The following is a 25,446-nucleotide window of genomic DNA, read 5'->3' as shown; positions in this document are numbered from 1 at the left end:
AATTTAACGCTCGGAGCTATTTAAATCCGGTAGCAACCAAATATACTTCGCGTGAACGTGCACGTGACGAATCTGGTTTACGGGTTTTTACTGTTTTAAATGCTCCTCTTAAGTCTTGCATAAATTGCTCAAATCCTGCTCCTTGAAAGACTTTAACAACAAATGCGCCATTTTTCTTTAATACCTGATTACACATGTCTAATGCTAATTCAACAAGATACATACTTCTTGCGGCATCGGCACCGTCATTACCGGTAAAATTAGCGGCCATGTCAGACATAACAACATCGATATCTTTGCCGCCAATACGGTTTAGTAATGCATTAAGTACCGGTTCTTCTCTGAAGTCGCCTTGTAAAAAGTCAACACCAGCAATAGGGTCCATTGCCAGGATATCACAAGCAATAATTTGCCCGCCATTTCCAACGGCTTTGACCGCATATTCTGACCAACCTCCTGGTGCAGCACCTAGGTCGACCACTTTCATGCCTTTTTTAATCAGCTTATCTTTAACGTTTATTTCTTCAATTTTAAAGTATGCTCTAGAACGCACACCGAGTTTCTGAGCTTTTTTTACATACTCATCATCAAAGTGTTCTTGCATCCAACGGGTACTACTATTACTTAATTTCTTTTTACTCATTAATTTAACTTAATTAATTTGTTAATAATGCAAAACGATTTAACGTTTTATTAGTATTACAGAGTAGATGGAGGTAAAATAGTATTAATTCAAGCTAACTTGTAACGAAAATTGTTAATGAGCCTAAATAAAAAACAAATACAGTATTTAAAAGGTCTTGCGCACCCATTGAAACCAGTGGTTTTATTGGGTAACAACGGCTTAACAGAGGCAGTAGTTGCCGAAATTGATTATTCATTAAATCATCATGAATTAATTAAAATTAAAATCCCAACCGATGATCGTGACAGTAAAGCATTAATTGTTGAAGCTATTTGCCGTGAAACAGCGTCAATTAAAGTTCAAGTAATTGGTAAAACATTAATTATTTATCGTCAGTCACCAGAAAAGAAAATAAGAATTCCAAAAATTTAATTTTTACATTCTTATCTAAAAGAGCTTCGGCTCTTTTTTTATGTCTAAAATTTATGACTACACGCAGACTGACATTTAAAGATTACATTATTGACAACTATATTAGGATATTCTAATGTAGCTGTAATAGAGAAACAATATTGACTCTTTTTAATCATTAAATATTAAGGCCTTTATAAATGTTGAAAACTATACCGACACTGATAGCTGAAATTAGAAAAAACATTCAAACTACATCGGCTCATGATGCTTACCTAAGTGCGAAAAAAGAGAAAAGTCTCTTTATTGACGTGCGTGAAGCGCAAGAAGTTGCCACTAGCCCAGTGATAAATTCAGTTAATATTCCACGTGGTATTTTAGAGATGAATATTGGTAGCTGCACGACTGATGAAGACCAGCGTATATATCTTCATTGTGCAACCGGCGGCCGGGCGAGTCTTGCTGCTGAACAATTAAACCGTTTAGGCTATAAAAATGTTTGGGCTATTATATGTCAGCATAATGATGTTTGTTCTGCACAAGAAAAAAGTTAGCATCGCGACAATTACCCTATATTTTACTCGTAAGTAAAAATTGAAAAGGCTAAACAGTTAAGATGTTTGGGCTTTTATATGCCAGCATAGTGATGTTTGTTCTGCACAAGAAAAAAAATTAACATCGCGCCAATAACCCTATACTTTACTTAAGAGTAAAATTGAAAAGGCTAAACAAGTGAGTTGTTTAGCCTTTTTTCTATCTTCTATTTTCAAGGAATACTAGATCGTTAATTTTGATTTATTTAACGCTAATATTTGCCCGCCAATACTTTTAACATTCAACAAGTCTTCGACCGAGATAAACTTACCGTTTTCATTTCGGTATTTGACAATGGCTGCCGCTTTTTTCATGCCTATGCCTTTTAATAAGGATAAGGTCTTAATATCAGCATGGTTTATATCAATACGCTCGTCAATTTTATTAACATTGGCATTGGGCTCATTACCACCGACACTTTCAGCAAAGCTTAATGACGAAAAAGTAAAGGTCAGGCAAACAAGTAAAATTTTTGAAAAATTAATCATGATTATATCCTTTTATTGTAAATTCCATTACGCCTCACAAATAATAAACTGTTAATTTATTATTAATAAGACGTTAATAGGTTTAGGATAAAATTTTACTTTTGTCAATTTATAGCCATTAATAAAATTATGCTGATTGACCTTAATTAAGCGATAAATTAATCGACTGCAAAACTTGCTGTGGGTTTTCAGCTTGAGTAATAGGTCTGCCAATAACTAAATAATCAACACCAACGGCCATTGCCTGCTCTGGCGTCATAATACGTTTTTGATCATCACTTGCGGTACCTGCAGGTCTAATACCTGGCGTGATAAGCTTAAAGTCTTTACCTAAAGCGCTTTTCAGGCTTTGAGCTTCCTGTGCTGAACAAACAACACCATCAAGGCCAGCTTCTTTTGTCAACTTTGCTAGCAGCATCACTTGCTCGGCTGGCGTTCGCGTAATACCTAAGCCCAGTAAATCTTCTTCACTCATACTGGTTAAAACAGTGACGGCAATAAGTAATGGGGCGTTATCACCGTATTTTTCTAATGCCTGTTTAGCTTTAACCATCATTTCACGTCCACCACTGGCATGAACATTAACCATCCACACACCCATCTCTGCAGCAGCGGTTACCGCTTTTGCTACGGTATTGGGAATATCATGGAACTTTAAATCTAAAAAGACATCGAAGCCGCGACCCGTCAATTCTTTAACAAACGCAGGTCCAAAATGAGTAAACATTTCTTTACCCACTTTTAAGCGACAATCCTTTGGTTGAATCTTATCAACGAATGCAAGCGCATCCGCTTTTTTATCAAAATCTAGGGCAACAACTACTTTTGCATCATTCATACTCAATCCTTAATTCTTAATTCTTAATTCTTAATTCTTAATTCTTTAATAATATTCTAATTTGACCTTCTATCATTCAAGAGCAAAGAAAAGCACGCAGCTGACGCTAGCCAGTGAGTACTTTAGATGCAGCTATTGAAATTTAGAACAAAGAAGTTGGATATTATTCGCCTTCTAGGCCTCTAACTGGTTTCAATTGTTCCCAGTCATGGCATGAAGGACACGCCCAATAATGTTTACTGCTATTAAAACCACAGGTTCGACAACTATAACGCGGTTTTAGATTCAAATAAGCGCCAATCAATTCTTTGATCATATCTAAATTTTCGGTGTTGTCATGCTCGGTAGAGTTAACCATTTGCATCTTAATAAAATGTTTGAAGCCTTTAATGGTTGGACGCTTTTTCAAAGCAAGTAAAATAAATTCTTTCGCTTTTTCGTTGCCATATTTAGCTTCAAGGTGACTTAAGTATTTTATCAGTGCGCTCGAACCACCGGTTTCATCATAAACTTTTCTAATGAATTTAAAATATTCATCGTCGGCATCTAACTGATGATAACAATTTTGCATTTCATCAATAACATCAGGAAAGAATTCTTTATCCTGAAGATAGATGTCTTGATAGCATCGGCAGGCTTCATTGAACTGTTGATGCTTTTCATAAATTTGAGCTAATAACCAATTAGCACGACAAGAATTAGCATCATAAATCAACGCCAACTCTAATAACTCTATGACTTCAATAAAGTTATCTTCTGCTAAGGCTGTTGTCGCTAATTCACAATAAAAATTAGCTAAGTTATGAAGAAGTTTTTTATCTTTAGTTTTAACAATGGCTTTTTTATGACTGATGCCTTTTGACCAATCTTTAGTAGACTGGTAAATACGCATTAAATAATCAAGGGATTTTAAGCCATAGTGTTTTGATTTAAGTAGCTTTTCAAACATGGTTTCAGCGCGGTCGTATAAGCCGGCACTAAAAAAATCTTTACCCAGTTCAAAAGCAGCTTGTTGCTTATCTTTAGCGGGTAAATGTTTCTGTCTAACTAAGTGCTCATGCACTTTTAATGCGCGGTCGAGCTCACCACGGCGACGAAATAAATTAGCCATGGCAAAATGTGCTTCAACAGTATCATCTTCAACTTTAAGGGCTTCTAGTAAGTAGTCGATCGCTTTATCTTGTTGATTTGATAGGAGGTAATTTAAGCCTGTTGAATATTTTATCGACAAGGCTTGTTTAGCTGAGTGATCATTTTGTTTAACACTATTACGACCCATGAACCAGCCATAGCCCATTGCAACAGGGAGTAATAAGAACAATAGTTCTAACATATAATTTACACTGATTCTTTAGAGGATGATTTTTTAGGTTTTATCATTCGAACAAACTTCCACAATAATGCAAAGAGTAAGCCCAGTACAAAGCCCAAAGTGGTAAATAAACTGACAGCCGCAGCAACTGATAATTCAGTTCGGGCGATGAGATAATTCAATGTTAAGGTCTGCTCATTTTGACTACCAAAAATAAAAGCGATGACTAGTAAGCTGAACAGTAAAAACGCTGTAATATAAATACGCAAAATAAGTTACCTATGATGAAAATTAAGTTAAAAAAAACGGCATACCATTATAGCATGCCGTTTTATTGATAATTTATCAATTACGCTATTGAAAGATTTACTCTTTCACGTAACTCTTTTCCAGGTTTAAAATGAGGAACGTATTTACCTGCCAACTCAACGGATTCGCCAGTTTTAGGGTTACGTCCAACACGAGGAGCACGAAAATGTAATGAAAAACTACCAAAACCACGAATTTCAATACGCTCACCTTTTGACAAGGTTTGTGCCATCATTTCTAAGATTTCTTTAATAGACTGTTCAACATCTCTCGCTGATAAATGACTTAATTTATCGGCTAATCTTTCAATAAGTTCAGATTTGGTCATTTGACCTCCTGTGTTCACTAGTTTGAAGTTAATAGTACCTTCTCGCCAATGGATTTTAAACGAAGAGAAGCGTTATATTTCAAACACTTCTCACCTTCAAGTGTCTAAATTAGTTTTTAGCGTTTTTAAACGCTGCAGCCATTGCACTTAAACCAGTTTCTTCAACTTGGTTTAGGTTATCCATAGCTTCACGTTCTTCTGCTTGGTCTTTAGCTTTGATTGATAAGCTGATAGCACGGTTCTTACGATCCACACCCATAAACTTAGTCTCAACACTATCACCAACAGATAATTCAGTTGACGCATCTTCGATACGCTCACTAGAAATATCAGATACGCGTAGGTATCCTTCAACGCCTTCGGCTAATTCAATTTTAGCGCCTTTAGCATCTACTTCGATAACCTTACCTGTAACAATAGCACCTTTCTTAGTATCTGCAAGGTACTGATTAAACGGATCATCTTCAGTTTGCTTAACACCTAAAGAAATACGTTCGCGCTCAGGGTCAACTTGTAGTACTACAGCTGAGATTTCATCACCTTTCTTGTATTCACGAACAGCTTCTTCACCGCCAGCCCATGAAATATCAGATAAGTGAACAAGACCATCAATGCCGCCGTCAAGACCAATAAAGATACCAAAGTCAGTAATTGACTTGATCTTACCTGATACTTTGTCGCCTTTGTTGAAGTTCTTAGCGAACTCTTCCCAAGGGTTAGCGATACACTGTTTAAGGCCTAAAGAAATACGACGACGTTCTTCGTCAATTTCTAATACCATAACTTCAACCGTGTCACCTAAGTTAACAACTTTAGATGGGTGGATGTTTTTGTTAGTCCAATCCATTTCAGAAACGTGAACTAAACCTTCAACGCCTTCTTGGATTTCAACAAAACAACCGTAGTCAGTTAAGTTAGTTACACGACCAGTAAGTTTAGCGCCTTCAGGGTAACGCTTAGCAATTGCTACCCATGGATCTTCACCTAACTGCTTCATACCTAGAGATACACGAGTGCGCTCACGGTCAAATTTCAATACTTTAACTTGTATTTCGTCACCAACATTTACGATTTCACTTGGGTGCTTAACGCGCTTCCAAGCCATATCTGTAATGTGTAGTAAGCCGTCAATGCCGCCTAAGTCTACGAATGCGCCGTAGTCAGTAAGGTTCTTAACGATACCTTTAACTTCTAGGCCTTCTGCTAATGACTCTAACAATGCATCACGTTCTACGCTGCTTTCAGATTCGATAACGGCACGACGAGAAACAACAACGTTATTACGCTTTTGATCAAGCTTAATAACTTTAAATTCTAATTCTTTGCCTTCAAGGTGAGTTGTATCGCGAATTGGGCGAACATCTACTAATGAACCCGGTAAGAAAGCACGAATATCGCTAACTTCAACCGTGAAACCACCTTTAACTTTACCGTTGATAACACCGATAACAGTTTCTTTTTCTTCATATGCTTTCTCAAGCACTTGCCACGCTTCATGACGTTTAGCGTCATCACGTGAAAGAATAGTTTCACCAAAACCGTCATCTGTAGCTTTAAGAGATACGTCGACTTCATCGCCAACGCTTACATCAACTTCACCAGCGTTGTTTTTAAACTGGTTAATGTCAATAACACTTTCAGATTTAAGGCCAGCATCAACGATAACATTGTCTTTAGTAATAGCGACAATCGTACCTTTGATAATTGAACCAGGGCGTGTTTCGATTTCTTTTAAACTTTCTTCAAATAGTTGTGCGAAATTTTCAGTCATAACTTGCATATAAACTCAGTTATTAATCCAGTCAACATCAATGTTTCATGGGGTTATTTAATAGTGCCCAGTGCATCCGTACAGTAGGCTATAGGTTGATTTTTGAAGCTATATAGCTTCGTTTACGTTAATTTGCCATTGGCAAATGTTAAAATCTTAGCGACCACTTCATCAATAGAAAGATCAGTAGAATCAACAATTAACGCACCTTCTGCTGGGATAAGGGGAGCGACCGTACGGGTCTGATCTCGCTCATCTCGCTGACGTATGTCATCCAAAAGGCGCCCGATTTTAACATCAAAACCTTTCTCTTTCAACTGATTAAATCGACGTTGTGCTCGTTCTTCTGCAGAAGCGGTTAAAAATACTTTAACCGGTGCGTTACTAAAAACGATTGTTCCCATGTCTCTTCCATCAGCGACAAGCCCAGGAGCGACTTTAAAAGCACGTTGGCGACGTAAAAGCGCTTCACGCACTCGAGGGAAGGCTGCTATTTTAGAAGCGATAGCACCGACTTCTTCTGTGCGTATGCTATTACTAACATCTTCGCCTTCTAAAATAACTTTTCCTTCACCTTGACTGGTTATTTCAAATTGCACGTCTAAATGAGCAGCAATGGGGATCAAGGATTCTTCATCTTCGATAGTTAAATGGTGATGCAATGTCGCCACTGCAAGCACACGATAAATAGCTCCGCTGTCAAGCAAGTGCCAGCCAAGTTGCTCTGCAACTAAACGTGCGGCTGTGCCCTTACCTGCTCCACTAGGTCCATCTATAGTTATTACCGGTATTTGTTCTATCATATTTTTATCTACACTAAAGCAAGTTAAACTAAGTTAGTCACTTAATTTAAGCTTGATTGAGTGTTAGTCCCACTTGGTTTGCTAAGGTGACAAAATTAGGGAACGAAGTCGCTACATTGTCACACTCTAAAATTTGAATTTCACCAGTAGCTCGTAATGAGCTAATCGCAAAAGACATGGCAATACGGTGGTCATCATGACTATGAATAGTCCCTGATGTTAATTGCCCACCAACAATATCTATACCGTCATCATAAACAGTACAGTCAATATCTAATTCTTTTAAGCCATCAGCCATTGCTTGGATGCGATCGCTTTCTTTCACTCTTAATTCTTCTGCGCCACGTAACCGTGTTGTACCTTCAGCACAAGCAGCCGCAATAAATATCGCTGGGAACTCATCAATGGCAAGCGGTACATCACGTTCGTTTATATCAATACCTTTTAATGGTGATGATTTAACCACAACATCAGCAACAGGCTCTCCGCCCGCCATACGCTCGTTGATGATGCTCAAATCGCCATTCATCTGCTGTAAAATATTAATAGCGCCAATACGCGTAGGGTTCATACCCACATTACGAATAGTCAACTGACCTTCTTTAGCAATTAAACCCGCAACCATAAAAAATGTTGCTGATGAAATATCGCCAGGTACTTGAATGTCGCAAGCCGTTAATTGATGGCCGCCTTCAATAGAAACCTTTTTACCCATCGGGGTATCTTCAACCTTTACCGGATAACCAAAAGCGGTCAACATGCGTTCAGTGTGATCGCGAGTAATACCGGGTTCGGTTACCGAGGTAATGCCGTCGGCATAAATTCCCGCAAGTAATACACAAGATTTTACTTGCGCACTGGCCATTGGCAAGTCGTAATGAATCGCGGTTAAGGTTTGACCTTCATCAATACCTTGTGAAATAACCGGTGGCGTACCGTTTTCGGCAGCAGAGATATTTGCACCCATTAATTTTAATGGGTCAACAACGCGTGCCATAGGACGTTTATTTAAAGAACTGTCACCAGCCATTTGCCAAGCAAAATTTTGTCCGGCGAGTAATCCCGACATTAATCGGATAGTTGTTCCTGAATTACCAATATTTAAAGCTTCTTGAGGTGCGGTCAAACCACGCAAACCTTTGCCATGAATAACAACATTTTGTTGCTTGTCAGGGCCTTCTATTTTTATGCCCATCGCCTTAAATGCATTCATTGTTGCTAAACAATCGTCTCCAGGTAAGAAACCCGAAACATGCGTGGTACCTTCAGCTAAAGAGCCAAACATAATAGAGCGATGCGAACATGACTTGTCACCTGGTACAATGATATCTCCGGATACTTTTCCGGCAAGGCCTGTGGTGATAGTTAATGTTTTATTTACTTGAGACATTTTTTTTCCATTAAATTAATGTTGTTTTATGACAATTTTTCAATCACTTTTACTAAATATAATTACTTATGTTGCTCGCCAGCACTATAAACGAGCGATAAAACAAAGATAAAACGATTACTTTGCCTGTTATTACTTGCTGTTTTTAGCGGAAAATTCTTTCATAAAAGCAACCAACGCAGTTATACCTGCTAATGGCATAGCATTATAGATACTGGCACGCATACCACCCACCATACGATGACCCTTTAAAGCCATTAATCCCTGCGCTTCTGCTTGTTTTAAAAACTCATCATTCAAGCTTTCATCTGTTAACCAAAAAGGCACATTCATTAGACTACGATACTTTGCTTCAATATGATTTTGATAAAACGCGCTTTCATCAATATAACCATATAAAACCTCAGCTTTTTGTTTGTTTATCTTTGAAATTTCTTTAACACCGCCACGCTCTTTTAACCATTCAAACACTAAACCGGCTAAATACCATGCATAGGTTGGCGGCGTATTGTACATTGAATCGTTCTTTGCTAACACCTGATAATTCATGATTGACGGGGTTGTTAATTGAGCATTGCCTAATAAGTCATTACGTACAATAACAATAGTTAGACCAGAGGGACCAATATTTTTTTGCGCACCGGCATAGATAAGACCGAATTTTTTAACATCAATTTCATGAGACAAAATGGTTGACGACATATCAGCAACCAGTGGCACCCCATGAGTTTCTGGAATATCAAACATCTCGATACCGTCAACGGTCTCATTCGGGCAGTAATGTACAAAGGCAGCGTTAGGGTTTAAGCCCCACTCGTTAATTGATAATACGTGAGTTTCGCCTTCAACCTTACTGACAACATTGATCGCGTTTATTTCACCATAATGCTCAGCTTCTGCAGCGGCAGCTTTTGACCAAGAGCCAGAAATAATATAATCGGCTGATTTGCCTTTTGGTAGTAAATTTAAAGGGACCGCAGAAAATTGACCTCGACCACCACCATGACAAAACAAGACACTGTAATTTTCTGGTATTGCCATCAAATCACGTAAATCCGCTTCGGCTTTTGCTGCTACTACCAAAAACTCTTTACTGCGGTGACTCAGCTCCATCACTGAACTACCGGTATCTTGCCAATTGACAAATTCCACTTGTGCTTTTTTCATTACCTCTACAGGTAACATCGCAGGACCGGCACAAAAGTTAAATACTTGAGACATATAACACAACACCTTCTATAAAGTTTTAAATACGTTTGTCGATGCACTTGGTCAAACTGTTTTAATTATTTTTATTATAAACATCAATTTGGTCAACATTCTCTTGGGTAAAATAAGACTGCTCATCAAATGGAGATATGCTCCTGCATTTGCTTAATACCGTTCGTCCTGAACATAAAAAGGGCGGTGATTAGCCGCCCTTTAAACTGAATTTCTAGCGGTAACTATTCGTTATCACTTTCGATGAGTTGTTCTTCATCACTGTCAGCTTCTGGCGGTACCTCTGTTGAAGTACTGTCAGTTGTCGAATCTATTAACTGCTCAGAAGTTTCTTCCGCTCCTTCGAGAACGTCTTCTTCCTCTATTTCGTCAATACGTTGCAATGCAACAACATGTTCGCCTTCAACCGTTCTAATAATACGAACACCTTGAGTATTACGACCAATAACACTGACTTCATTAACACGAGTACGCACTAAAGTACCGTTATCAGTGATAAGCATTATTTCATCTAAATCTTCAACCTGAACAGCGCCAACTACTGGGCCATTTCGGTCGCTGACTTTAATAGAAACAACACCTTTAGTCGCACGACTTTTCGCTGGGTATTCAGTTAACGCGGTACGTTTACCAAAGCCATTTTCGGTTATTGTTAATATTGGGCCATCATTAACTGGCACAATAAGTGACACAACCTTTTGATCACCTTCTAACTTAATACCACGAACACCAGTACCGGTTCGTCCGATAGGCTTTAATGCCCAGCGTTCTTCACCTGTTTCTGCGTCTAATTTAATTTCACCCGTTTCACTGTCACGAAGTTTCTCATTAAAACGAACAACTTTACCCGCATCCGAGAACAACATAATATCGTTGTAACCGTCGGTAATAGCAACGCCAATTAAGGTGTCATCATCACGTAAGTTAAGGGCTATAATACCGTTAGCACGTTGGTTTTTGTAAGCGGTAAGTGCTGTTTTCTTAACAGTACCTGAAGCCGTTGCCATGATAATAAACTTGTCTTCTGCATATTCACGAACCGGTAATATTGCGGTAATACGTTCACCTGCATCAAGCGGTAAAATATTAACAATAGGTCGGCCACGAGCAGTACGACTCGCTAAAGGTAATTGGAACACTTTCAACCAGTAAAGTTTTCCGCGATCTGAGAAACACAAAATAGTATCGTGAGTATTGGCAATTAATAAACGTTCAATGAAATCTTCTTCTTTCATCTTAGTCGCTGCTTTACCTTTACCGCCACGGCGTTGTGCTTGATAGTCACTTAACACTTGGTATTTAACATAACCTTCATGCGATAACGTAACCACAACATCTTCTTCTGTGATCAAGTCTTCCATCGATAAGTCATGCGAAGCATTAGTAATTTCAGTACGACGTTCATCACCAAAATCATTACGGATAGTTTCTAGCTCTTCACGAATAATTTCCATTAAACGTTCAGGCGAACCTAATATATGTAATAACTCAGCGATAATATCGAGTAATGCTTTGTATTCAGATAAGATTTTTTCGTGTTCTAAACCAGTCAACTTATGTAAGCGAAGATCTAATATCGCTTGTGCTTGTTGCATAGTTAAGAAGTATTGACCGTCTTGAATACCGAAACCTTCTTCAACCCATTCAGGACGTGCTGCGTCATCACCAGCGGCGCTGAGCATATCGGCAACATTACCTAAATCCCAACCACGAGCCAGCAGTTTTTCTTTTGCTTCACTTGGCGTTGGTGAATTTTTAATTAATTCAATAATCGGGTCAATGTTCGCTAATGCAATCGACAAACCTTCTAGTAAATGCGCGCGTTCACGTGCTTTACGTAATTCAAAGATAGTACGACGAGTAACAACTTCACGGCGATGAAGGATAAACTCTTCAAGCATTTCTTTGATATTAAATAATTTAGGTTGGCCGTTAGTTAACGCCACCATATTTAAACCAAAAGAAACTTGCATTTGGGTAAGTTTGTACAAGTTATTTAAAACAACTTCACCGACTTCTCCACGTTTAATTTCAATAACCATGCGCATGCCGTCTTTATCAGACTCATCGCGTAGCGCTGAAATACCTTCAAGGCGTTTTTCTTTTACCAGCTCCGCCATCTTTTCGATAAGGCGCGCTTTGTTTACTTGATAAGGTAACTCATGAACAACAATCGTTTCTTTACCGGTTGTTTCATGAACTTCGATATCGGCACGGGCGCGAATTTTAATTTTGCCACGACCAGTACGGTAAGCTTCTTCGATACCGGCACGACCACTGATAATACCGGCTGTCGGAAAATCAGGACCAGGTATATGTTCTAATATCTCTTCAAAGGTCAAATCACTATTTTCAATCAGTGCTAAACAACCGTTTATCACTTCTGTTAAATTGTGAGGGGGTATATTGGTTGCCATACCTACCGCGATACCTGAGGTACCATTCACTAATAAATTAGGAATACGCGTTGGCATAACAACAGGTATATATTCAGTACCGTCATAGTTAGGTACAAAATCTACCGTTTCTTTATCAAGATCGGCTAAAATAGAATGTGCTATTTTTGACATTCTGATTTCGGTATAACGCATTGCTGCTGCAGAGTCACCGTCAACCGAACCAAAGTTACCTTGACCATCTACTAGCATGTAGCGTAATGAAAATGGTTGCGCCATACGTACTATTGTATCGTAAACGGCAGTGTCGCCATGTGGGTGGTATTTACCTATTACATCACCAACAACACGTGCTGATTTTTTGTAAGGTTTATTGAAGTCATTACCAAGTACATTCATCGCGAATAATACGCGGCGATGAACAGGTTTTAAGCCGTCTCGTACATCTGGTAATGCACGACCTACAATTACGCTCATAGCGTAATCTAGATAAGAATTTTTTAGCTCATCTTCAATATTGACAGGTACAACATTGTTTGACAAATCGGTCATAAGTCGATGGTATCCCTTAACTTAGCAAGAATTTTGAAAGTTTTTTCGAAATTATAATTATTAATTAACACAGCATACTAGCATAGTTTTAATGAGATGCCATACCGCTTTATTATCTAAAAAGCACTAAAAATGGCCGTGCTGAAAAGTCACAAATCCCCAAGTGGTTATTTATTGTTCAGCATTTTATCTGCCTCAATATTGTTAAGATTTTTGTTGTTCAAAAACACGGCGTTTTGCAATCGCTTTTTCAGTAATAGTTTTATCTAAAACTTTACCCAAGCCAAGTAAAAAATAAACTTCAGCGATAACAAACAATGGACCAATAAGTAATTGATTAATATCATCGAGAAAAGCAGGTTTTGCTTTTTCATAGTGATGACCAATAAATTGGATAACCCAACCAATAACGAAAACGCCGATAGCAATTAGAATATGATGTTCTGCTGTCACAACTTCATGAACACTCCACATTAAAGGACCAAATAAAATAAACGCTAATAGTGCCAGTGGCAACGATAACAATAGATAATAAAACAGCACAATAACCGGTACTATACCTGCCAAAGTAAAATTAACCTGTTCAATACCTAAGTAATTATTAATAAATGTTGATTCAATTTCAAAGGAAACACTGGCCAGTAATAAGGCAATTGACCAAATAATCATCGGCACACCAATAAAGTGGCTGTTAATGTTTTTTCTATTTAAATGGATACTTTTATAAGTGGATAGTTGTTCTACTACTGATTTCATTATGACCTCTTAGGGTTTATCTCATCTTACTTGTTAAGCAATAATTTATCGCTATAGCTACTCAACATCAAGATACAATTACAATGCATTTTACGCCAAGTCGCTATATTGTTCTATTGATTCGGTTGTCCATAATAAAAAACCCTGCCGAAGCAGGGTTTTATTTATCAACATAAAGTGAACGGGTTGCCCCTTTCTTTAGGTTATTTGGGTGTAGCTTGTAGATTTAATGTTATACCTGAAGCTGCTGAATAACCGTAGATATCCACATACCATACACCTTTAGCTGGGTCGGTAAAGTTACAAGCTTCATTGTTACCATTTTTATAAGGACGACAATCATAAACAGACGTTGTTGACTGTTTACCTTGTGTTACATATAAATCTGCATCACCTGAACCACCTGAAAGTGTAACCGTTAAATCGGCATAACCATCGGCTAAGTCAAGGGTGTAACGTTTCCATGTTCTTCTTGCAACAGTAACATTATTAATTGTGCTATCAATCGGATTAATCGTATTACCACCACCCGTAGTAGGTTCAGTGTAACTACCCGTTAAACTAACACCAGCAAAATCACTATAGGCTTTAAGTCTTACGTAGTAAGTGCCACCGGCTTGCGTACTTGCACACGATTCAACATTTCCTGATTTATAAGGGCGACAATCGTAAACACTGTCGGTTGGCTCAGCACCAAACTTCACATATAAATCTGCATCACCACTACCACCTGTCATAGCAAAATTAATATCTGTTGCGCCAGCAGGTACTTCCATGGTGAAAACTAAATCATTACCCGTTGCAGCCGTTAACTCAGTTTTAACCTGACCATTTTCAAGGACAGTATCTGGTATTGTTCCACCACCACCGCCAGTGTCACCGCCAGAGCCATCACATCCATTCGCGGTAATGTAATCGATCGCATCTTTAGTTTGGGCTAAACCATAACCAAATTTGACATCGCGACCCGCAGCACCTAAATCTTGTGCACTACTATTTAATACGTTACGAATTTCAACGTTAGTACAGCTTGGGTGATGACTCCACACCAAGGCAGCAACACCAGCAACATGAGGAGATGCCATTGAAGTACCACTCATTTTGCCATAATTACCCGCGCCAATATTTATACTGGCGCTTAAGCCAATATTATTTTTCATCGCTGCGCCGTCCGTATCAGATACGGTAACACTTGGGATAGAGGTTGCGTTTGCGTCACCTAATGTGCCACCAAAGCTTCCCGGTGCATTGTTATAAAGAATTGCGCCTACACCCCCGCTGTCTTGACAAGCTTTAACTTTATCGTAAAACGAAATATTGCCACGTTGAATTAAACAAACACTACCTGCAGCGCCTGTATCTATAGTTTCGCCCGTGGCAAAATCATAGAGAGAACCCGTTGCTTGACCTTGGTTTTCCATCGCATTAGCGGTATAACCGACATTAGCGACAGATACTTCAACGACTGAACCTGAACCTTCAGGATAAATAGAATAAACATCAACACCTGGACCAGATATCTCTACTTGGCTATTTTTTTGTGAAAAATCAGCTAAGGCTTTATTACTGTCAACAGCAGCAACTGACATCACTGCATCGTAAGAAGCAGGAAAGCTTTCTAAATCAGTAGTTGCTGTAGCAACACCATCATTACCGGCTGCAGCTATAAGTAAAACGCCTGCATCATAGGCCGCTTGAATACCATTTTGTTCGCTGGTACTTGAACCAGAACCACCTAAGCTCATATTAATAACGTCTGCGCCGTTACTGACACAATCATTAATAGCACTAACAAGTGTTGAAGAATATCCCCAGCCCGCGGCATTAAATACTTTTATAATGTGCAAATTAGGATCGGTGCCAATAACACCGCGAACACCAATACCATTGTTAAGCGCGGCAATTGTTCCTGCTACGTGAGTACCGTGTGGACCACCTTGATCATACCAGTTACCTGTACCACTATTGCTTGTGCCAGTTATTGTGCCTCCTTGTGCCCCCATGTCTTCATGAGGTAGGTCTAAACCTGAATCAATAATACATATTTTCTTACCGCCAGCATTGGCAGAAGCAATCATATCGTCAACTTGATCGGCTTGAACCATACCAATACCATAAGGCACCGTTTGTGCCATAAAGCGACGTGGTAGATCTTCTTCTACGTATTCGACATTATCGTCCATCGCTAAATTCATCGCTTGTGATGAAGATAGCTCAGCACTGATCATATTTACATCTGGGAATTCGGCTTTAACATTGACCCGCAATTTCTTTAATTTTTCCTTAACAGCGGCAAGACGAACAAAGGCGTTTTGGCTACCAATGAAACTCGTTGCTTGATTGCTGGCTGCTTGGTTATTAGCTGCTTGCTTGTATTTGATAATAAAGCGTTTGGGTAAAGGTGAACTGGTCACTTCAGATAATACATTATCTGCGTTTTGTACGCTAAGCGGTTGGGCAGCGTAAAGTGCTGTCGATATTGATACCGACAATATACTAGCAGTGGTCAATATTAATGATTTCTTTGTTATCTTATTCGACATCTATATTCCTACCTATTAAGTTAATTTTAATTATTATTTTTTTGCTGGGGGAATTTCAAATGAGAGTGATACATCATTATCGAAGCAGCAATGACCATAACATCAAGGTTTAATATATTACAAGCATGTTATTTAAATGTTAAATAAAAGAAACAACAATAAGAGTGATAATTACATAAAAAGCAACGAGTTATAATATTAAACTTTCTTTTTACTGCTCGATGTTAGTGGATAAAGGCTTAAATCAAGGGTATTTATAGCCGATAAAAATCAGTAGTGAGTAAGATAGTAGCGATAAAAAGTCTTAATGTGCCCTACTTTTCTCAGCCTTGGCTCGTCTGCATTAGCATATGACTTATCCACTTTTAACGAGGATAACAAACTCAACGTTCAGTACTAGGCGAACCATTTACTTTAGTTTAGAATTACTGACAATAATTGATTAAAATAATGAAAATGTAATGTCGACAACTAACAACACTAAAGCTGTTAACGTAAATGAAGAAGAAATTGCCAAATTTGAAAAGGTTGCAAGCCAGTGGTGGGACCTTGATGGTGATTTTAAACCATTGCATCAAATAAACCCTATTCGCCGACAATTTATTTGTCAGCATGTCGGCGACATTTTTGGTAAAAAAATTATTGATGTTGGCTGTGGTGGGGGTATTTTAGCTGAGAGTTTAGCCAAACTTGGTGGCGATGTTACTGGGATTGACCTCGGCGAAGAGCCATTAAATGTAGCAAGATTGCATGCGCTGGAGAGTGGTTTAACGGTCGATTATCAAAAAATACCTGCCGAAGACAAAGCGATTGAGCAACCCGAAAAATTTGATGTTGTCACTTGTATGGAAATGCTTGAGCACGTACCCGATCCCGCTTCAATTATAGAAGCTTGCGCTCAAATGGTAAAACCCGGCGGTTATGTCTTCTTTTCAACCTTAAACAAATCAATAAAGTCATATTTATTGGCTATTGTTGCCGCCGAAAAAGTCCTTAAAATAGTCCCTGACGGTACACACGACCACAAAAGTTTTATTCGTCCATCGACCTTAATTGGCTGGGCTGAATCATTTGATCTCAAATGCATTGATGCCGCAGGCATTCATTACAACCCGCTGACAGAGAATCACAAACTTATTTCATCACTAGATGTGAATTATATTCTTTGTTGTCAAAAAATATAAATAAGGGAAAGTACATTGCAAAATACTAAAATTTCAGGGGTATTATTTGATCTTGACGGTACCTTATTAGATACCGCCAATGATTTAGGTGCTGCACTTAACTACGTTTTACGAAAATATAACTTAGCAGAAGTAGCCCGTGAAGATTATCGTCCAATCGCTTCTGATGGCGCATTAGGGTTATTAACACTGGGTTTTGCACAAGCTTTAAAAAACTATGATTACGAAGTGTTACGTGCGGAATTTCTCGCTTATTACCAAGAAAACATTGCGGTACATACCTGTCTTTATCCTGGCGTAGCTCAATTACTGTTGACGTTGAATGAACGAAACATTCCTTGGGGTGTTGTCACGAATAAGCCAGAAGGTTTAACAAGACTATTATTGCCTTATTATAGTGAATTCGAAAAATGTTTATCACTGGTTGGTGGTGATACTTTCACCAACCGAAAACCACACCCAGAGCCTATTCTCAAAGCTTGTGAACAAATATCAGTGCCAAGTGAGCTATGTTTGTATGTCGGAGACGCTTTGCGTGATATTGAAGCCGGCAATAGTGCTCAAGCTACTACCGTCATTGCAAAATGGGGCTATATTATCGCTGGTGAAGATTGTAAAAACTGGCAAGCGGACTATCACGCTGAAACCCCCTTAGATATCTTATCATTACTGTAATAATGTTAAGCCAAACGTGAATAAAGTAACGGTTTAAATCCAGTGATATAGGTCCTTAACTTGCTATAACCAACACATAAAAAAGCCACTCAACAGTGGCTTCTTTCTTAATAAAACACCCATAATAAAGTAGAGCTTGGTTAACTGTTAGTCAATATTGTCAGGGCCTACTCGCACAATTAACTTACCAAAATTCTCACCTTCTAATAAACCAATAAAAGCATTTACTGTATTTTCTAGCCCGGCAATTAAATGCTCTTTATAGTTAATCTCACCTGCTATTAACCATTTTACCATTTGCTCGCTAAACTCGTTATAACGATGACCATAATCATCAAAGACAATAAAGCCTTGCATTTTTATACGCTTAACAAGTAATGTTCCCATCAATGAAGAAAGTCTGTCAGGCCCACTAGGTAATTCTGTCGCATTGTACTGAGAAATTAAGCCACACAAAGGAATACGGGCACAGCTATTTAATAGTGGCATAACAGCGTCAAAGACTTTACCGCCAACGTTTTCAAAATAGACATCAATCCCTGATGAACAAACGGCCGCTAATTGCTCAGCTAAATCATCACTTTTATGATCAAGACAATGATCAAACCCTAAACTGTCAACTGCATAGGTACATTTAGTCTCACCGCCAGCAATACCGATCACTTTACAGCCTTTTAATTTAGCTATTTGACCCACTAAACTTCCAACCGCTCCTGTTGCCGCAGCAACGACTACCGTTTCACCTGCTTTTGGTTGACCGATATCCAATAAACCCATGTAAGCCGTTAGCCCAGGCATACCCAAAACACCTAAGGCATGAGACGGGTTAACCATATCATTATCAAGCTTGAGCAATTCACTACCATGAATAACGCTATAATCCTGCCAGCCACCAAAAGCGACAACCCAATCACCTTTTGTGTAATCATTGTGATTTGACTCTTCTACTCGACAAACACTTCCACCCACCATCACTGCATTTAAAGCGACGGGATCGGCATAAGACTTAGCATCATTCATTCGCCCTCGCATATAAGGGTCGAGTGAAAGAAAAACCGTACGAAGTAATACTTCGTTAGCTTGAGGGATGGGTTTATTACTAGTAACGAGATTGAAGTTTTCTGCTTTTGGCGCGCCAACGGGTCTTGATGCTAGCACCATTTGGCGATTGATATCTGTTGTTTGAGTCATAAGAGTTACTCCTGTAAAGAGCCAGTAAAAGCGCTAAGTGTGTTGGGATTAAAAAAGGCCAATATAAGAGAAATATATCGACCTTTTATGAATAAGGGCAGCGTGTCAATTAAACAAGCCACTCATTTTTATTTTATCTTTACAAAGCTTGCGTTAAAATCTCTCGGCTTATTGCTAGAGTAATATCACTGTTTTCACCTAGTGCTGTCATGCCATGTTGCTCTAATCGTTCGACAAGGGAATCAATATCAGCGCTACCAAGATCAACGTGAGATAAGCGCGTTGGTACCTGCATCTTTTCAAAAAACTCTTCTGTTAAACGGATAGCTTGATCAATACGTGCATTATCATCACCTTCAGTTATCTGCCAAACACGTGTTGCATATTGAAGTAATTTTTCACGCTTTTGCTCACGACGTACTTTCATCACGGCAGGTAACACAATAGATAAGGTTCGAGCGTGGTCAATACCAAAGGCACCTGTTAATTCATGGCCTATCATATGTGTTGACCAATCTTGTGGTACTCCAGCACCAATAAGACCGTTTAGTGCCATAGTGGCCGACCACATAATATTTGCTCTAACGTCTAAATCATCTTTAGTTGCCGGGGCTAAGGCTTTAGGTCCTTCTTCAATTAAGGTTTGTAATAAACCTTCACTGAACCTGTCTTGTACTTTGCCATTAACGCTGTAAGTTAAGTACTGTTCAATGGTATGAATAAAAGCATCAACAACACCATTACCAATTTGACGATCTGATAATGAGAAGGTCACACTTGGGTCTAACACCGCAAATAATGGACGCACTAAAGGACTAGAAAAAGGGAGCTTATTACCGTCTCGTGTTACCACTGAATTACCATTACTTTCTGAGCCAGTGGCAGGTAAAGTTAACACCGCGCCAATGGGTAAAGCTTTAGTGAACGCTTGCTGTTTGGCAAGAATATCCCAAGGGTCATCACCTTCAAATAATGCCGCAGCGGCAATAAATTTAGCGCCATCAACAACAGAGCCACCGCCAACAGCAAGTAAATAATCAATATTTTCAGCTTTGATGATCGTTTGCGCTTTCATTAAAGTGTCGTAAGTTGGGTTAGGTTCAATGCCTGAAAATTCAAAGTAAGTGTGCTCTTTAAGCGCATCAATAACTTGCTTATAAACACCATTACCTTTGATTGAACCTCCACCGTAAACAATGAGTACTCTTGCATCTAATGGTATTTCTTTTGAAATGGTTTGAATTTCTCCCGGCCCAAAATTAATTTTAGTTGGGTTTTGAAAATTAAAATTTAACATTTATATGTCCTTAAAGGTAAAGCGTTAAATCGATTAGCTAAACAGGTTAGCTAATCGAGTTGTCTGTTCTAAGTAACTATGCTGAAAGGTGAGTTAATAATTTTTCAGCGGCTAATGCCGAGCTAGCTGGGTTTTGACCGGTAATAATGAGGCCATCTTGAATTGCAAAGGCATGCCAATCTTGAGCCTTTTGGTATTCGCCGCCACGTTTAATCAATTCATCTTCTACTAAAAATGGCACAACTTCAGTTAGTTGAACCGCTTCTTCTTCACTGTTAGTAAAACCGGTTACGGCTTTGCCTTTAACAGCAAAATCACCAGAAGGTTGTTTTACATTTAACAAGGCAGCGCTTGCATGACAAACTGTTGCAACAGCTTTTCCGGCGTTAAGAAAGTTTTCAATCAAGGTAATTGAGTCAGTATTGTCGGTAAGATCCCATAATGGACCATGACCACCAGGATAAAACACTGCATCAAAGTCAGCTTCATTAACAGAAGCTAATATTAGCGTATTAGCGATTTTAGCTTGTGCTTCGCTATCTGCATCGTAACGGTCTGTCGCAGCTGTTTGAAAGTCTTCAAGTGTGCTGGTTGGGTCTATTGGTGCTTGTCCACCCTTAGGTGTTGCTAAAGTAACTTCGACACCAGCATCGATAAAAGCATAATAAGGGGCGGCAAATTCTTCAACCCAAAAACCGGTTTTTTGGCCTGTGTTACCAAGCTCATCATGTGAAGTAAGTACCATTAATATTTGTTTAGTCATTATCATTCATCCGTTTGGTTATATAAGTGAGTTTAGGTGTTCGTTTATTCAATGTAGCTAGTATATGCCTAAGAACAAAAATGAACAATGCAGATAAAACTGACATCATTGTATCAATAATTGATACAATGATTAGCAAAGTAAATGATTAACTGGTTATTACCTCAATAGGTGCTGTTATGGATATCTCATTTGAACAACTCAAAAGTATGGTTGTATTCGCTCAAGTCATTGAACAAGGTAGCTTAAGTGCAGCCGCTAAACATTTAGGACTATCAAGAGCAGTAGTAAGTTATCATTTGAAGAAGCTTGAAGCGCAGCTCGAGGTAAAGTTACTTAATCGTTCAACACGTGCGATTAACCTGACCGAAGCGGGTCAAGCCTATTATGAACGCTGTCGAGTTATTGCTGAGCAAGCCAGTGCCGCTAATCAGCAAATTGAAAATTTCAAAAATGAACCTATCGGCTTACTTAAAATAACGTGCCCGGTAAATGTTGGTTTGCAGACCGTTGTGCCGGCGCTGAACGAATTTAAAAAAATTTACCCCAAAATAGCACTCGATGTGATGTTAACTGATGAGGTCGTTAATATTATGAAAGAAGGTATCGATTTAGCGATTCGCGGTGCCCCCTTACCTGACTCTGGTTTACAAGCAACTAAACTGGCGACGCTACAAACATGCCTTTGTGGCGCACCTGAATATTTTCTGCAATTTGGCCGCCCCACTAAACCGGCTGATTTAAGCGACCACCAATGGGTTATTTATAAATTAACCTCTGGAGTGTTAACCTTGACTAAGGGCAGTCGTTCGTTCAGTGTCACCACAAAAGGCAGTATTAGTACCAATAATGCCGCCGCACGTACTGCCTTTGTTGAAGCAGGACATGGTCTGGGCCGTATTCCTATTTACGATGCTTGGCCAAAAATAAAAGCAGGCACTTTAGAAACAGTGCTAGATGATTATGCTTTTAGCGACATTAATGTCTTTGGTGTATTCCCGCCTGGTACAGCCAATTCCAAAAAGCTGCGCTTATTACTTAACTTCTTAAAAGAGTATTTCACCAGCCAAAGTATAATAAAAAAGCAATAACCCCACTTATTAATGTATATATTTTTGTGTGGACCAACCGCTCTTATGATCTACTAATAACTAGCGGATAAACTTTATACAAGTTGTCATCGTAACGCTTAACCTAAACAGTCTATATCAGCATTATTGTTCATTTAGTGCCCTTCCTGCTTAAAAAAAAGCAACGTGTTGTTTTTATTGGAAATTAAGTTTTAGCTGACAAAAACAACCAATAAACGGGTAATTTTATTTAAAAATAAATTACCCACAAAAATTAATTAAAATAAACGTTGCGTTTTTGTAATATCAAAAATAAAAAGCACTACTAAGTTAGTCGTTACTAACTGAACTTTTACTCTAAAGAAAGTTATTAAAAACTATGCTTTTTATCACTTGCAAAAACAGCCAAACCTCATTATCTTGTGATCAGTTTTTAGAAAACCCCTATATATAGTGTATTTGTTGTTCAGATGTTTTTTTGTGCTAATTTACATTTTAGGGAAATATAATACTGATAAGTGTTCACTTAACGTTTTCTTTAGTTGACAACGTTAGGTAAATAAAGCGACCAGCATAATTAATAAATGACAGGCTCTTCATGACTAATAATCTTTTTGTAAGTAAGCGTAACGGCAAAAAAGAACTCATCGATTTAGAAAAAATTCATCAAGTTATCACTTGGGCTGCTGAAGGCCTTGATAACGTTTCGGTGTCACAAGTTGAGTTGAAATCTCATATTCAATTCTACGACGGTATCAAGACTGCTGACATTCATGAAACTATCATTAAAGCCGCCGCTGATCTTATTTCAGAAGAGACACCTGATTATCAGTATTTATCAGCACGTTTGGCTATTTTTCATCTACGTAAAAAAGCCTACGGCCAATTTGAGCCGCCTAAATTATTTACCCATGTTGTTAGTATGGTAGAAAATGGTAAATATGATGAACATCTTCTAGCTGATTACAGCGAAGCAGAGTTTGAACAAATGGAAAAATTTCTTGTTCATCCTCGCGATTTAGACTTTAGTTACGCCGCAGTCAAACAATTAGAAGGTAAATACCTTGTCCAAAACCGGGTAACGGGTGAAATTTACGAAAGTGCTCAGTTTTTATATATCTTAGTGGCCGCTTGTTTATTTGCTAAATATCCTGTTGAAACACGTTTAAAATATGTTGAAGGTTTTTATCACGCGATTTCAACCTTCAAAATATCGTTACCTACACCTATTATGGCAGGGGTACGTACGCCTACTCGTCAATTTTCATCTTGTGTATTAATTGAATGTGGTGACAGTTTAGACTCAATAAACGCGGCTTCTAGCTCTATTGTTAAATATGTTTCACAACGAGCAGGCATTGGCATCAATGCTGGCCGTATTCGCGCTTTAGGTAGTTCGATACGTAATGGTGAAGCCTTTCATACCGGTTGTATTCCGTTTTTCAAGCATTTTCAAACGGCTGTTAAAAGTTGTTCACAAGGGGGAGTTCGAGGCGGCGCAGCTACGTTATTCTACCCACTTTGGCATTTAGAAGTTGAAAGCTTACTGGTCCTTAAAAATAACCGAGGTGTTGAAGAAAATCGTGTCCGTCATTTAGATTATGGCGTGCAATTCAATAAGCTTATGTACACACGCTTAATCAAAGGAGAGTCTATTACTCTCTTTAGCCCGAGCGATGTTCCTGGCCTTTATGATGCTTTTTTTGAAGACCAAGAGAAATTTGAAGCCTTGTATGTAAAATATGAAGCTGATGATTCAATTCGTAAAAAATGCATTAAAGCTATTGAGTTATTCACCTTATTTGCTCAAGAGCGTGCCAGCACAGGTCGAATTTATTTACAGAATGTTGATCACTGTAATACGCACAGCCCATTCGATCCGAAACAAGCACCAATACGCCAAAGTAATTTGTGTTTAGAGATTGCGCTACCGACACAACCAATGAATGATATTAATGATCCAAATGGCGAAATTGCCCTTTGTACTTTGTCAGCCTTTAACTTAGGCGCAATAGAAAGCTTAGATGAATTAGAAGGTTTATCAGACCTTGCAGTTCGAGCGCTTGATAGTTTACTTGATTATCAAAACTACCCGATGCCAGCTGCTTACAATGCCACTATAGGCAGAAGAACATTAGGTATAGGCGTAATAAACTATGCTTATTACTTAGCTAAAAACGGCGTGTATTATTCAAATGGCAGTGCTAACAATTTAACTCACCGTACCTTTGAAGCCATTCAATTTAATTTATTGAAAGCATCAAATGAATTAGCAAAAGAAAAAGGCGCTTGTCCTAAATTTAATGAGACACGTTTATCACAAGGTATTTTACCGATTGATACTTATAAAAAGACCATTGACGACATTACCGGTGAACCCCTTCATCTTGACTGGGAAACTTTGCGAGAGAGTATCAAGACACATGGCGTAAGAAATTCAACGGTTTCCGCGTTAATGCCATCTGAAACTTCATCACAAATTTCAAATGCTACAAATGGAATTGAACCACCAAGAGGTTTAATCAGTATAAAGGCTAGTAAAGATGGTGTTTTAAAACAGGTTGTACCTGAATATCAAAGATTAAAGGGTAACTATGAGTTACTTTGGAATATTCCAAATAACGAAGGTTACTTGCAGCTAGTGGGTATCATGCAGAAGTTTATTGACCAAACCATCTCTGCAAATACTAACTACGACCCTGCACGCTTTGAAGGCGGAAAAGTACCGGTGAAGCAAATCTTAAAGGATATTTTAACCGCTTATAAATTAGGCGTTAAAACCATGTATTACCATAACACCCGTGATGGTGCGTCTGAGAATATGCTCGGATTAGAAGAAGAAGACTGTGAAGGCGGCGCATGTAAAATTTAATTGTGCGCACAAAAAAAAGCTTCATTGTTTTTTAACAATGGAGCTTTGAGCATAATC

At 38.5% G+C, this 25,446-nt stretch carries 22 protein-coding genes; 6 read left to right on the top strand and 16 right to left on the bottom strand.

Annotated elements, in window-relative coordinates; all coding sequences use genetic code 11:
* Nucleotides 1–16: 16 nt before the first annotated feature.
* Entirely contained in the window at nucleotides 17–643 is a 627-nt protein-coding gene (gene rlmE / locus H4J75_RS12195) for a 23S rRNA (uridine(2552)-2'-O)-methyltransferase RlmE (RefSeq protein WP_182222271.1), read from the bottom strand.
* A gap of 117 nt (nucleotides 644–760) precedes the next feature.
* Between rlmE and yhbY the strand changes: the two genes are divergently transcribed.
* Both yhbY and H4J75_RS12185 read left to right on the top strand, forming a co-directional pair.
* On the top strand, nucleotides 761–1,057 hold the full coding sequence (gene yhbY / locus H4J75_RS12190; protein ID WP_070373826.1) for a ribosome assembly RNA-binding protein YhbY: 297 nt from the start codon (nucleotides 761–763) through the stop codon (nucleotides 1,055–1,057).
* Nucleotides 1,058–1,236: 179 nt separating this feature from the next.
* Nucleotides 1,237–1,590 (top strand): rhodanese-like domain-containing protein, encoded by a 354-nt coding sequence (locus H4J75_RS12185; RefSeq protein ID WP_182222270.1) that lies wholly within the window; start codon nucleotides 1,237–1,239, stop codon nucleotides 1,588–1,590.
* A gap of 222 nt (nucleotides 1,591–1,812) precedes the next feature.
* Here H4J75_RS12185 and H4J75_RS12180 read toward each other — a convergent pair whose 3' ends face one another.
* The 12 genes from H4J75_RS12180 to H4J75_RS12125 form a co-directional block, all read right to left on the bottom strand.
* Complete coding sequence (locus H4J75_RS12180) at nucleotides 1,813–2,118, bottom strand: helix-hairpin-helix domain-containing protein (RefSeq protein WP_182222269.1); 306 nt, start codon at nucleotides 2,116–2,118, stop codon at nucleotides 1,813–1,815.
* Nucleotides 2,119–2,260: 142 nt separating this feature from the next.
* Entirely contained in the window at nucleotides 2,261–2,956 is a 696-nt protein-coding gene (gene pyrF / locus H4J75_RS12175) for an orotidine-5'-phosphate decarboxylase (RefSeq protein WP_182222268.1), read from the bottom strand.
* Between the two features lie 163 nt (nucleotides 2,957–3,119).
* Complete coding sequence (lapB, locus tag H4J75_RS12170; protein WP_182222267.1) at nucleotides 3,120–4,289, bottom strand: lipopolysaccharide assembly protein LapB; 1,170 nt, start codon at nucleotides 4,287–4,289, stop codon at nucleotides 3,120–3,122.
* Between the two features lie 5 nt (nucleotides 4,290–4,294).
* Nucleotides 4,295–4,537 (bottom strand): lipopolysaccharide assembly protein LapA domain-containing protein, encoded by a 243-nt coding sequence (locus tag H4J75_RS12165; protein WP_070373830.1) that lies wholly within the window; start codon nucleotides 4,535–4,537, stop codon nucleotides 4,295–4,297.
* 80 nt (nucleotides 4,538–4,617) lie between these two features.
* The gene (gene ihfB, locus H4J75_RS12160) at nucleotides 4,618–4,905 is read right to left on the bottom strand and encodes an integration host factor subunit beta (RefSeq protein ID WP_070373831.1); all 288 of its coding nucleotides are present in this window, start codon (nucleotides 4,903–4,905) and stop codon (nucleotides 4,618–4,620) included.
* Nucleotides 4,906–5,014: 109 nt separating this feature from the next.
* The gene (rpsA, locus tag H4J75_RS12155; protein WP_070376968.1) at nucleotides 5,015–6,676 is read right to left on the bottom strand and encodes a 30S ribosomal protein S1; all 1,662 of its coding nucleotides are present in this window, start codon (nucleotides 6,674–6,676) and stop codon (nucleotides 5,015–5,017) included.
* Nucleotides 6,677–6,798: 122 nt separating this feature from the next.
* Entirely contained in the window at nucleotides 6,799–7,479 is a 681-nt protein-coding gene (gene cmk, locus H4J75_RS12150) for a (d)CMP kinase (protein WP_182215835.1), read from the bottom strand.
* Nucleotides 7,480–7,525: 46 nt separating this feature from the next.
* A complete protein-coding gene (aroA, locus tag H4J75_RS12145; protein WP_182215833.1) occupies nucleotides 7,526–8,869 on the bottom strand; it encodes a 3-phosphoshikimate 1-carboxyvinyltransferase in 1,344 nt (447 codons plus the stop codon).
* Between the two features lie 132 nt (nucleotides 8,870–9,001).
* Nucleotides 9,002–10,090 carry a 3-phosphoserine/phosphohydroxythreonine transaminase gene (gene serC, locus H4J75_RS12140; RefSeq protein ID WP_182222266.1) on the bottom strand — a complete coding sequence of 363 codons (1,089 nt, stop codon included), beginning with the start codon at nucleotides 10,088–10,090 and terminating at the stop codon, nucleotides 9,002–9,004.
* Nucleotides 10,091–10,314: 224 nt separating this feature from the next.
* Nucleotides 10,315–13,038 carry a DNA topoisomerase (ATP-hydrolyzing) subunit A gene (gene gyrA / locus H4J75_RS12135; protein WP_182222265.1) on the bottom strand — a complete coding sequence of 908 codons (2,724 nt, stop codon included), beginning with the start codon at nucleotides 13,036–13,038 and terminating at the stop codon, nucleotides 10,315–10,317.
* Nucleotides 13,039–13,242: 204 nt separating this feature from the next.
* Entirely contained in the window at nucleotides 13,243–13,794 is a 552-nt protein-coding gene (locus H4J75_RS12130) for a DUF962 domain-containing protein (protein WP_182222264.1), read from the bottom strand.
* Between the two features lie 203 nt (nucleotides 13,795–13,997).
* Nucleotides 13,998–16,337, bottom strand: a complete 2,340-nt coding sequence (locus tag H4J75_RS12125) for a S8 family serine peptidase (RefSeq protein ID WP_182222263.1) — start codon at nucleotides 16,335–16,337, stop codon at nucleotides 13,998–14,000.
* Between the two features lie 461 nt (nucleotides 16,338–16,798).
* Here H4J75_RS12125 and ubiG point away from each other — a divergent pair, with 461 nt between their 5' ends.
* Together ubiG and H4J75_RS12115 are read left to right on the top strand one after the other, a co-directional pair.
* A complete protein-coding gene (gene ubiG, locus H4J75_RS12120; protein WP_182222262.1) occupies nucleotides 16,799–17,521 on the top strand; it encodes a bifunctional 2-polyprenyl-6-hydroxyphenol methylase/3-demethylubiquinol 3-O-methyltransferase UbiG in 723 nt (240 codons plus the stop codon).
* A 15-nt stretch (nucleotides 17,522–17,536) separates the two neighbouring features.
* Nucleotides 17,537–18,196 (top strand): HAD family hydrolase, encoded by a 660-nt coding sequence (locus tag H4J75_RS12115; RefSeq protein WP_220465306.1) that lies wholly within the window; start codon nucleotides 17,537–17,539, stop codon nucleotides 18,194–18,196.
* 147 nt (nucleotides 18,197–18,343) lie between these two features.
* On the opposite strand, the gene H4J75_RS12110 is transcribed toward H4J75_RS12115, so the two are convergent.
* The 3 genes from H4J75_RS12110 to H4J75_RS12100 all read right to left on the bottom strand — a co-directional run bounded on the left by H4J75_RS12110 (nucleotide 18,344) and on the right by H4J75_RS12100 (nucleotide 21,447).
* Entirely contained in the window at nucleotides 18,344–19,387 is a 1,044-nt protein-coding gene (locus H4J75_RS12110; RefSeq protein WP_182222261.1) for an NADP-dependent oxidoreductase, read from the bottom strand.
* A 139-nt stretch (nucleotides 19,388–19,526) separates the two neighbouring features.
* Nucleotides 19,527–20,684 carry an iron-containing alcohol dehydrogenase gene (locus tag H4J75_RS12105; protein ID WP_182215821.1) on the bottom strand — a complete coding sequence of 386 codons (1,158 nt, stop codon included), beginning with the start codon at nucleotides 20,682–20,684 and terminating at the stop codon, nucleotides 19,527–19,529.
* Between the two features lie 76 nt (nucleotides 20,685–20,760).
* Complete coding sequence (locus tag H4J75_RS12100) at nucleotides 20,761–21,447, bottom strand: type 1 glutamine amidotransferase domain-containing protein (RefSeq protein ID WP_070373842.1); 687 nt, start codon at nucleotides 21,445–21,447, stop codon at nucleotides 20,761–20,763.
* A gap of 179 nt (nucleotides 21,448–21,626) precedes the next feature.
* On the opposite strand from H4J75_RS12100, the gene H4J75_RS12095 reads away from it, so the two are divergent.
* Both H4J75_RS12095 and nrdA read left to right on the top strand, forming a co-directional pair.
* Nucleotides 21,627–22,538 (top strand): LysR family transcriptional regulator, encoded by a 912-nt coding sequence (locus H4J75_RS12095; protein WP_070373843.1) that lies wholly within the window; start codon nucleotides 21,627–21,629, stop codon nucleotides 22,536–22,538.
* Between the two features lie 577 nt (nucleotides 22,539–23,115).
* Nucleotides 23,116–25,389 (top strand): class 1a ribonucleoside-diphosphate reductase subunit alpha, encoded by a 2,274-nt coding sequence (gene nrdA / locus H4J75_RS12090; RefSeq protein ID WP_182215820.1) that lies wholly within the window; start codon nucleotides 23,116–23,118, stop codon nucleotides 25,387–25,389.
* Nucleotides 25,390–25,446 lie beyond the last annotated feature (57 nt).

The organism is Colwellia sp. BRX10-1 (genome assembly GCF_014077545.1).
GTDB lineage: Bacteria > Pseudomonadota > Gammaproteobacteria > Enterobacterales > Alteromonadaceae > Colwellia_A.
Note: the sequence above shows the minus strand (reverse complement) of the source record. Positions and strands in the feature narration are given on the sequence as shown.

Bases quoted from the DNA above. Each gene is read 5' to 3' on its own strand.
- H4J75_RS12180 (WP_182222269.1), bottom strand. From the start codon at position 2,118: ATGATTAATTTTTCAAAAATTTTACTTGTTTGCCTGACCTTTACTTTT.
- lapB (WP_182222267.1), bottom strand. From the start codon at position 4,289: ATGTTAGAACTATTGTTCTTATTACTCCCTGTTGCAATGGGCTATGGC.
- cmk (WP_182215835.1), bottom strand. From the start codon at position 7,479: ATGATAGAACAAATACCGGTAATAACTATAGATGGACCTAGTGGAGCA.
- yhbY (WP_070373826.1), top strand. From the start codon at position 761: ATGAGCCTAAATAAAAAACAAATACAGTATTTAAAAGGTCTTGCGCAC.
- H4J75_RS12125 (WP_182222263.1), bottom strand. From the start codon at position 16,337: ATGTCGAATAAGATAACAAAGAAATCATTAATATTGACCACTGCTAGT.
- ubiG (WP_182222262.1), top strand. From the start codon at position 16,799: ATGTCGACAACTAACAACACTAAAGCTGTTAACGTAAATGAAGAAGAA.
- pyrF (WP_182222268.1), bottom strand. From the start codon at position 2,956: ATGAATGATGCAAAAGTAGTTGTTGCCCTAGATTTTGATAAAAAAGCG.
- rpsA (WP_070376968.1), bottom strand. From the start codon at position 6,676: ATGACTGAAAATTTCGCACAACTATTTGAAGAAAGTTTAAAAGAAATC.
- aroA (WP_182215833.1), bottom strand. From the start codon at position 8,869: ATGTCTCAAGTAAATAAAACATTAACTATCACCACAGGCCTTGCCGGA.
- nrdA (WP_182215820.1), top strand. From the start codon at position 23,116: ATGACTAATAATCTTTTTGTAAGTAAGCGTAACGGCAAAAAAGAACTC.
- H4J75_RS12100 (WP_070373842.1), bottom strand. From the start codon at position 21,447: ATGACTAAACAAATATTAATGGTACTTACTTCACATGATGAGCTTGGT.
- H4J75_RS12130 (WP_182222264.1), bottom strand. From the start codon at position 13,794: ATGAAATCAGTAGTAGAACAACTATCCACTTATAAAAGTATCCATTTA.
- ihfB (WP_070373831.1), bottom strand. From the start codon at position 4,905: ATGACCAAATCTGAACTTATTGAAAGATTAGCCGATAAATTAAGTCAT.
- rlmE (WP_182222271.1), bottom strand. From the start codon at position 643: ATGAGTAAAAAGAAATTAAGTAATAGTAGTACCCGTTGGATGCAAGAA.
- H4J75_RS12185 (WP_182222270.1), top strand. From the start codon at position 1,237: ATGTTGAAAACTATACCGACACTGATAGCTGAAATTAGAAAAAACATT.
- serC (WP_182222266.1), bottom strand. From the start codon at position 10,090: ATGTCTCAAGTATTTAACTTTTGTGCCGGTCCTGCGATGTTACCTGTA.
- gyrA (WP_182222265.1), bottom strand. From the start codon at position 13,038: ATGACCGATTTGTCAAACAATGTTGTACCTGTCAATATTGAAGATGAG.
- H4J75_RS12110 (WP_182222261.1), bottom strand. From the start codon at position 19,387: ATGACTCAAACAACAGATATCAATCGCCAAATGGTGCTAGCATCAAGA.
- H4J75_RS12095 (WP_070373843.1), top strand. From the start codon at position 21,627: ATGGATATCTCATTTGAACAACTCAAAAGTATGGTTGTATTCGCTCAA.
- H4J75_RS12105 (WP_182215821.1), bottom strand. From the start codon at position 20,684: ATGTTAAATTTTAATTTTCAAAACCCAACTAAAATTAATTTTGGGCCG.